The 8,093-nt window shown below is 46.5% G+C and carries 5 protein-coding genes; 1 reads left to right on the top strand and 4 read right to left on the bottom strand.

The features are described 5' to 3' along the window. Both AAC155_RS19905 and AAC155_RS19900 read right to left on the bottom strand, forming a co-directional pair. Positions 1-3,940 (bottom strand): RHS repeat-associated core domain-containing protein (locus AAC155_RS19905; protein ID WP_113043854.1); only part of this gene is annotated, 3,940 nt, incomplete at its 3' end. Between the two features lie 24 nt (positions 3,941-3,964). Continuing rightward, positions 3,965-4,396 (bottom strand): DcrB-related protein, encoded by a 432-nt coding sequence (locus tag AAC155_RS19900; protein WP_011148376.1) that lies wholly within the window; start codon positions 4,394-4,396, stop codon positions 3,965-3,967. A gap of 424 nt (positions 4,397-4,820) precedes the next feature. On the opposite strand from AAC155_RS19900, the gene AAC155_RS19895 reads away from it, so the two are divergent. After that, the gene (locus AAC155_RS19895; RefSeq protein WP_113043853.1) at positions 4,821-5,918 is read left to right on the top strand and encodes a Fic family protein; all 1,098 of its coding nucleotides are present in this window, start codon (positions 4,821-4,823) and stop codon (positions 5,916-5,918) included. A 135-nt stretch (positions 5,919-6,053) separates the two neighbouring features. Here AAC155_RS19895 and AAC155_RS19890 read toward each other — a convergent pair whose 3' ends face one another. Beyond that, positions 6,054-7,547: an aldehyde dehydrogenase family protein gene (locus tag AAC155_RS19890; protein WP_113043852.1), complete on the bottom strand. Its 1,494-nt coding sequence runs from the start codon at positions 7,545-7,547 to the stop codon at positions 6,054-6,056. Between the two features lie 151 nt (positions 7,548-7,698). Continuing rightward, the gene (locus tag AAC155_RS19885; RefSeq protein ID WP_113043851.1) at positions 7,699-8,067 is read right to left on the bottom strand and encodes a cupin domain-containing protein; all 369 of its coding nucleotides are present in this window, start codon (positions 8,065-8,067) and stop codon (positions 7,699-7,701) included. Positions 8,068-8,093 lie beyond the last annotated feature (26 nt).

The following is an 8,093-nucleotide window of genomic DNA, read 5'->3' as shown; positions in this document are numbered from 1 at the left end:
GAGCATTCTTAGACTTATTACCAACATCTTGGCAATTTTTACCTGCTAACCCTAATGGGTCGATCCACGACACCGGATTAGGCACGTACGCATACAGGTTCAGACCCCCTGCTAATCCTATCGGGTCAGGTGTGATAAACCGGCCAATCTCCGGGGCGTAATACCGATACGTATTAAAATGCAGCCCCGTCTCTTTGTCAAAATATTGCCCTGCATAACGCAGGTTTTGCTTGAAATCATGGAATGAACGATCAGTATCGACAAAATAGGCCAGCGCCAGACCACTAATTTTACCCAAGGCATCGTATTTCCCCGACCACACGATTTTTCCCGCCTCATTCGTGACTTCCAGTGGCGCACCATTAATATCGGTGTGATACCAAAAATACTCACGCACGGTCCCTCTTGATTCAATACACGCCAGCGGGGTGTAGCTGTCATGAGATTCATAACAGTAGGTTTGCCTCTTACCGGTTTTTAACTCATGATCCTGCAACAACCTCAAACCATGCCAGACAAAATCCGTTTGTTCATAACGTGCCTGTCCACCAATCCCGGTTTTCACCACCTTACTGATACGGCGTCCAAGCGCATCATAGTGATAGACAACCTTCATACTCAGCTCTTCCACTGTCGTCAGTCGGTTGTCGCCATCGTACCGGTAACGCTGCCCCTGCATATTTTTACGGCTAATCACGTTGCCATGTTCATCATGCTCGTACTGCCAGTTGTTCCATTGACTTAATCTGTCTCCCGGGGGAGTAAGGCTCCCTACCGGCTGCCTCTCTCTCTGTGATTGCGGGTGTTCAAGCAGATTATCCGCCCCGTCATACCAGAACATTTCCTGATAACTATCCGTGCTATCTACGCTTTTCAAACGGCCTTCTAAATCATAGGAGTAATTCACCCTCCCTAGGTAATGATCTTCCCTTAGGAACAGCTCATCCTGAGTGTCATAATGCCACGCCCGCCAGGGTTTACCCTGCCAGATTTCCGGTTTTATATCCGTCTGAACGTTAGCCTGCGGCACACTGTACTGGCTGATACAACGACTCAACGGATCATAGCGGCGATACTGGAATAAGGCCCCCTGTGTGCGACAGGTTTCCCGGTGCAAGGCATCACGTTCAAATTCCGTTATCAGTTGCTGGTTGTAACGAACAGCGCTGAGATGACCGGAACCATAATAGAGCCAGTGCAACGTCTCTCCCTGCGGTAAGGTCAGTTCCGTCAGGTTATCTAATTCGTCATAACCAAACTGGAGGATATTTTCACCATTTTGTTCCCGGGTTATCCGCCCCAAAGCATCGTATTCAAAACACACCGTATTCGGCAGAATATCCAGTTTTTTTCCAACTTCATTGGGCTGGCGCTCTGCCTGTCGCAGCCGCCCCAAGCTGTCCCATTGATATTGATAGTTATCAGTATACGTTTCCCGCTGAATAAGATTTCCAGCGCCATCATAACGGTGGTGTACCCGACGCTCCGGGTACTTAAACACTCTATCACCCATGCGTCTTTCGGTACTGAGTAATCCAGCGGCGTTGTATTCATAATAAATCAGGGTTTCATCCGGCCGAATTTCTTCCGTTAACCGACCTTCAGCATCACGGGTCAGGATGTAACTGTCACCATTGGCATTGTCAATTTTGACCAAATATCCTTCGGGAGTGTAATGATAACGGATTTGCCGCTGTAAACGGTCGGTAGTACAAACCACCTGCCCCAATACATTATATTCCCAGTAACGGGCTTCGTTTTCGTTACGCTGGTAACTCAACAGTTGACCGGCGCTATCCCAAGTCATTCGTTCAGTAGAATCATCAGGATAGGTAACCTGTGTTAGTTGTCCATCATCGTGATAATGATAGCGGGTCGTTTCCAGCAAGGCATTGGTAAAGCGACTGACACGGTATTGCGTATCATAACCCCACTCACTGGCCTGGCCCGAACAGTCGGTTCGCCGAATAAGCTGCCCCTGATCGTTCCACATAAAACGGCTCTCTCCGCCCCGGGCATCGATGCGCAGGTAAGGACGCAAGGTCTGATTGTGACCATAACAGTAACGGGTAGTCTGTTTCAGTGGCGTGGTTTCACTCACTAATCGACCACGGTCATCATACTCAAAAACACTCTGGCAGCCATCCGGCCACAAAATAAACGTCACCCGATCAGTGTCATTTTGATACTGCCAGCCCGTCTGATGACCATTGCCATCAGTAAAACTCAACCGTCGCCCCAGATTATCCCACTCACACCGTCGCGTGTTACCATCGGCATCTCGATAGCCTGTCGGTAAGCCAAATTCATCCCATAACAGATGGTGCTCCACGCCCGCACGGTCCATACAGTGAATAATCTGATGCTCTTCGTTGAGTGTCCAGACCGTCGTTGTACCGTCATACCATTGCGCAGTACGAACACGGTGTTCCTCATCATAATGCAGACGGTAACCCGCTCCCTCGCTGGTCTGCTGTGAAATCACCCGCCACAGCGCTTCTTCCGTTTGCTCCCATTGGTAGTCACAGCGTAACCCACGTGCATCCTGATGCCATGCCAGTAATCCCCCTTCATGCCAGCCAAACTGGCGCTTAAGATGGTCATCCCGATGGCTGACACCCACCAGTTGAGCATGTTCATTGTAGTGATAGCGACAGAGCAGTACACGGCTGCCGTTATACAATGCCTGCCAGACGGCGGTCAGGCGGGAAACGGATTTGCCGCCAAGTTCAATGGGAAGATAGTCACAATGCAGGTTTAATTTACCACTGCCAGTAATATTCACCATCTGCTGCAATTCGTTGTAATGGAATACCTGTTCATTACCGACGTTATCACTAATACGGCTCAGCCGGCTGGTACTATCAGCTCCAAATTCAGGATAATGATAAATATGTTCACTGGCATCACGAATTTCCCAAGTGTCTTCTGGGGTATGCATCAGCCAGCTTTGTGCTTCCGGGCAGAAACAACGATAGCCGATGGGCACATCAGGAAAAGGGATAATTTCACCCAGTGGTGAACGCCATAATATTCCCTCTTCAATAGACGTAAGCGTACTTTCCCAAGACAGGCTCCAGCTACACCCTAACACACTGTCATAGTCATAACTACTCAGGTACGAACGCTGCCAATACAGCGGCAATTCTCCTTCAATGATAAAGTCCAGTTCGTCGTCGTCATTAAGAAATTTCTGTCCGGCTACCACTTCTACTGGATTCATCAGGATACCCACTACTGACGCACCAATAGCCAACGGACTCAGGCGGCACAGTATCCTGCCAATTTTCCCCGCGCCAGGGATTTTACTAAACAATTTCTTTACAGCACTGGGGCCGTTAGCCGCTGCCCCGCCAAAACTAATAAGCCCAGCCGCCAATATCGTGAGGTCAGACACCTGATACGCCCAATGCGGCACTTCTGGCGTCACCGCTTCGGTAGTCTTCGTGCCGCCGCCGATAAAAACATTCGGAGAACCGGTCATGACTACCGCATCACACGTAGTCTTATCCCCGACCCGTGCTAATGGGTAACCATTAACAAAAACAGAACTGGAGCCTTCAGCCATCTGGCGTATGCCATCCTTGTCACACCCAACCTGACTATAGGTTGCGATAGCCGCCGGTTTGCCATTGATAAATACATTAGAGGAACCACGGGTAATTGTTCCACAGGGACTTCGCGACGCTGCCCCCGATTTGGTACAGTCATCTCGGGCCATTTCCCCCAGATGGCTTGCCAACATCCCAACCGCAACAGACAGGCCAATAAGTAGAATACCTACCCCCAAGCAGGAGGACGCAATACCCGCAGCAAACAGCGCTCCACCTACAATACCGCCAATTGCAGAGATAGCTGCTCCTAAAATCGTTCCACCAATCAATCCAGCTAAAGCGCCAGAATGGCCTATTGTATCACCCAACCGTGCAGCTTCTGGCATGGCGATATCCCCTTATCAAAAAAATCAGTGTGGTAATTGAAAACTCTTCAGACAACCATCCAGCCATTGGCGCTCTGACTCAGATAGGGCCTGATGTGCCGACAGAGTGAAAATCAGCGCCTTACGGTCATCTAATAGAAACACCGCCTGATATTGATAAACTTGTTGCTCTTTTTTGGGACGATAACGGGAAAACAGCGCAGTGCCGGATAACAGGTTGTCACCAAGAACCGCAGGCTGTTCGTCAAGTAATTGCCAATCTCGCAATCCTTTTTTTAGTAACTCTTTTTGACGAACCAAGTAGTCGGTCAGGCTTTCACCTTCATCCAAACTATCACGGGAAATGTTCAATGCAGGGGCATTAGGGGCTGTAATGATATTAACGGTTTGCTCTTGATAACCTTCTGGTAGGGTAATGCTGCCTTCACTAAACCGACAACGGAGATGATTATCCATCTATTTTTACCTCCGTCATCACCATAGTATTATTAGTTAAAACCACCATGATTAAGTATTCTCGTATAAATGAAATATCCTTATTGGAAGCACCAGAGTTGTTAATTCCTATTAATCAACAAGCTAATTTACGAATAAAAATCTATCAATCTTTTTAACATATCAATAACTATAAAACAAATTAAATAGTTATATCGTCATTAACCATTAACAGTCATCTTTAATTAAACAATTCTCACGCTTGATGCTTATTCTGATCGCTAAAGAACAAGCACACAGAGACTTAATTATTTCCCGATATTGGTGATTTCACCTCATGTTGACAAAATACCAAGTGAAAAACCCAGAATGAGTCAAATAATATTACTATTCGCCTCATTTGGTGAGTAGAATAGAAGCCTTATTTGACTCACGGGTGAAGCAAATGTGGATATGGGAACAACCGAACTGGCCGGAATTCCATTGGAATGTCAATACTATTGCACCATTACTGCGAGATGTGCATTTCAATCAGGGACTGTTATTAGGCAAATCTGATTATGAAGACACCAAGCAGGCAACGCTTGATAGCCTTCTATCTAGCATACTCTATTCAAGTGAAATTGAAGGAGAAAGACTGAATGCAGCTTCGATACGTTCATCATTGGCAAACAGATTAGGTATTACGGAAGAAAAACCTTATCCAATCGTAGAAAAGAGTGACGGCATTACAAAGGTTGCTCTTGATGTGATAGAAAATAGCCACTCCGATTTAACCCTTGAACGCATACTCAAGTGGCATCAGTTGATATTCCCCGAAGGCTATACCATGTTCAATCCGATACAAGGAGGCAAATTACGCGAAAGGATGATAGAAGTGGTATCCGGTCGTTTGGATAAGCCAACTGTTCACCTTGAGGCGCCACCACCAGAAAAAATGGTCGATGAAGTACCCCAATTTATAACGTGGTTCAATCAATCCCGAACAGATACTAGGCTCGATCCCATCATCAGAGCAGCAATTGTCCATTTATGGTTTGTAACAATCCATCCTTTAGAAGACGGAAACGGGCGCATTACCCGATTTTTAACAGACCTTGCACTTGCTCAAGCCGAAAACCGTTCAATTCGTTTCTATGCAATGTCGGTAAGTATTTGTCATCATCGTAAAGCGTATTACGAAATCCTTGAAAATACTCAACATGGCGGTTTGGATATTACTGATTGGTTGGTTTGGTTTTTGAAAATACTGAATGAGACCTTAACAAATAAATTGAAAGAAATTAATCAGGTTGTACAAAAAGCTAAATTTTGGCGCCGGATAGACCAGACTCAACTTACAGCAGAGCAAACGAAGGTGCTAAACCGTATGCTGGATGGCAATTTTGAGCAAGGCATTAGCAGCAGCCAATATCAAAAGGTAGCGAAGGTAAGTCGCGCCACTGCAACCAGACACCTGACACATTTGGTTGAGCTAGGTTGTTTAGAAAGTACTGGTGCTGGTGGTCGTAGCACTCGTTACCTTATTAATCACGAGTATTGAATTATAGTGTGAGTAGTACACAATCAACCTGCTGCCCTGAGTAGCCCTCTCTTGGATAAAATGCCAGTGATGACCTTAGGTTTGAAATGGCCCCGTCAATCAAGGGGCCTTGCTTATTTTGATCCGAATATCAAATCAATAGCGAACCATCACGGATTTCAATTCAGTATAGTGCTCAATAAAGGCGCTACCGAATTCACGACCAATACCTGAGGATTTGGTACCACCAAATGGTAATGCCGGATCAAGGAATGTATGCATATTGATCCAAACAGTCCCCGCTTCGATACGCGGGATCATGCGCATAGCTTTGCTGAGATCATTGGTCCACAAACTCGCCGCTAAACCAAATGGAGTATTGTTCATCAATCCAATGAGTTCTTCTTCATCGTTATAGCTGAGGAAAGTCCCAACAGGGCCGAATGTCTCTTCCTTCATCAATGAATCTTCTGGGCTGTTAGCACGAATCACTGTTGGCGCCACAAAGAAACCCGGCCCGGCCAGAGCATGACCACCGTAAACAATCTCACTGCCTTCTTGACGAGCTTGCTCAAACAGGGACAGGATCTTGTCATAGTGTGCTTTGTTTGCCAACGGCCCCATTTCTGTTGATTCATCCAGAGGCAAGCCAATCTTCATTGCCGAGAGTCTTTCAGACAACAATTTCAGCACATCATCCATATGGCTTGCAGGAATATAGAAACGTTCCGCCGCCGCACAAATCTGCCCTTGATTGAGATAACCAGCCTCTAAAACACCATCGACAATTTTTTCAACAGGCATATCCGCTAAAAACGCTGCACCGTTCTTGCCACCCAATTCCAACGTGGTACGAGTCAATCCCTGTTCCATTGCTGATTTACCAACAGCAATACCCGTTGGCACCGATCCAGTGAAAGTGACCTTAGCACATAATGGATGACCTATCAGCGCAGGACCAAGCACCGAACCTGAACCATTAATCACATTAATGACACCATCAGGAATACCCGCTTGTTTGGCTAATTCAGCCACTCTGAGCATGGTCAACGGGGTGTATTCACTGGGTTTCAACACAATGGTACAGCCGCAAGTCAGTGCAGCCGCCATTTTCCAGATGGCAATCATGATGGAGAAATTCCACGGAATAATCCCTACCACAACACCAATCGGCTCGCGACGGGTAAACGCCGTGTATTGTTCACCCTTAAAAGAGGGCAAAGAGACATTCAGGGTTTCACCGCTGATCTTACTTGACCATCCGGCAAAATAACGCAGGAATTGAGCAGAAGAATCAATTTCTAGCATACGGGATAATTGGATGGTTTTACCGGAACAAAGGGTTTCTAACTGCGCCAACTCTTCCCGATGTGCCAGCAATAGATCTGCCAGACGATTCAAGCAATGACCGCGCTCCATCGGTGAAGTTTGGGCCCATACCCCATGAAATGCCTCATGTGCCGCTTGCATAGCCGCATTAACTTCCGCTTCACCGCCTTGATTAACCGTTGCAATGATTTCATCAGTCGCAGGGTTTATGACAGAAAATGTTTCACTCCCCTGACCAATGACCGGCTGACCATTAATATAATGTCCATGATTATGCTGCAAAAAGGCCGTAACTGACGGTAATAAGTTAATATCACTCATTATTTACCTCTATCAAATATACCCGTTATCTTTCAAGTTGCCTCTTTGTTGGCCGCACTCGCTCACCCCGGTCACATAGTTCGCTATGCTCCCGGGGATTCGCTCCCTTGCCGTCGCGATGCATCTTGAAATCCGTAGGGTATAAGTTTTTTTAACCTCTAATACAAGCCAGATAATGCTTCACAAAACGGTCAGCGGTGATTTCCCACAGTACTTCCGTTCCTTTCGGCGCAAACCAGGAATCCCCCGGATGATATTCAACGGTTTCACCGCTCTTCACATCGGTCAATTTTACCGAACCTTCTGTCACGGTTGCGTGCTCATCAAACGGATACACCATACTAAACTTGCCACGAGTACAAGCGAAAATACCACATGTCAGGCTATCCGTTGGTTCACCAAATATCATTGCCATACTGGCCTGCGGATCGCCTTCCAACACAGTCGCTCCCAGATTGCTTACGCTACCAATGTCCAATAATTCAGGCAGGGATTTGTTCAGTAAAAATGATTTAATCATAATGTTCTCGTTCCAAATAAAATAAT

The sequence above is a fragment of the Photorhabdus sp. HUG-39 genome (genome assembly GCF_963878365.1).
Classification (GTDB): Bacteria; Pseudomonadota; Gammaproteobacteria; order Enterobacterales; family Enterobacteriaceae; genus Photorhabdus; species Photorhabdus kayaii.
The sequence above is the reverse complement of the archived record's forward strand: the minus strand, read 5'-3'. Positions and strand labels throughout refer to the sequence as shown.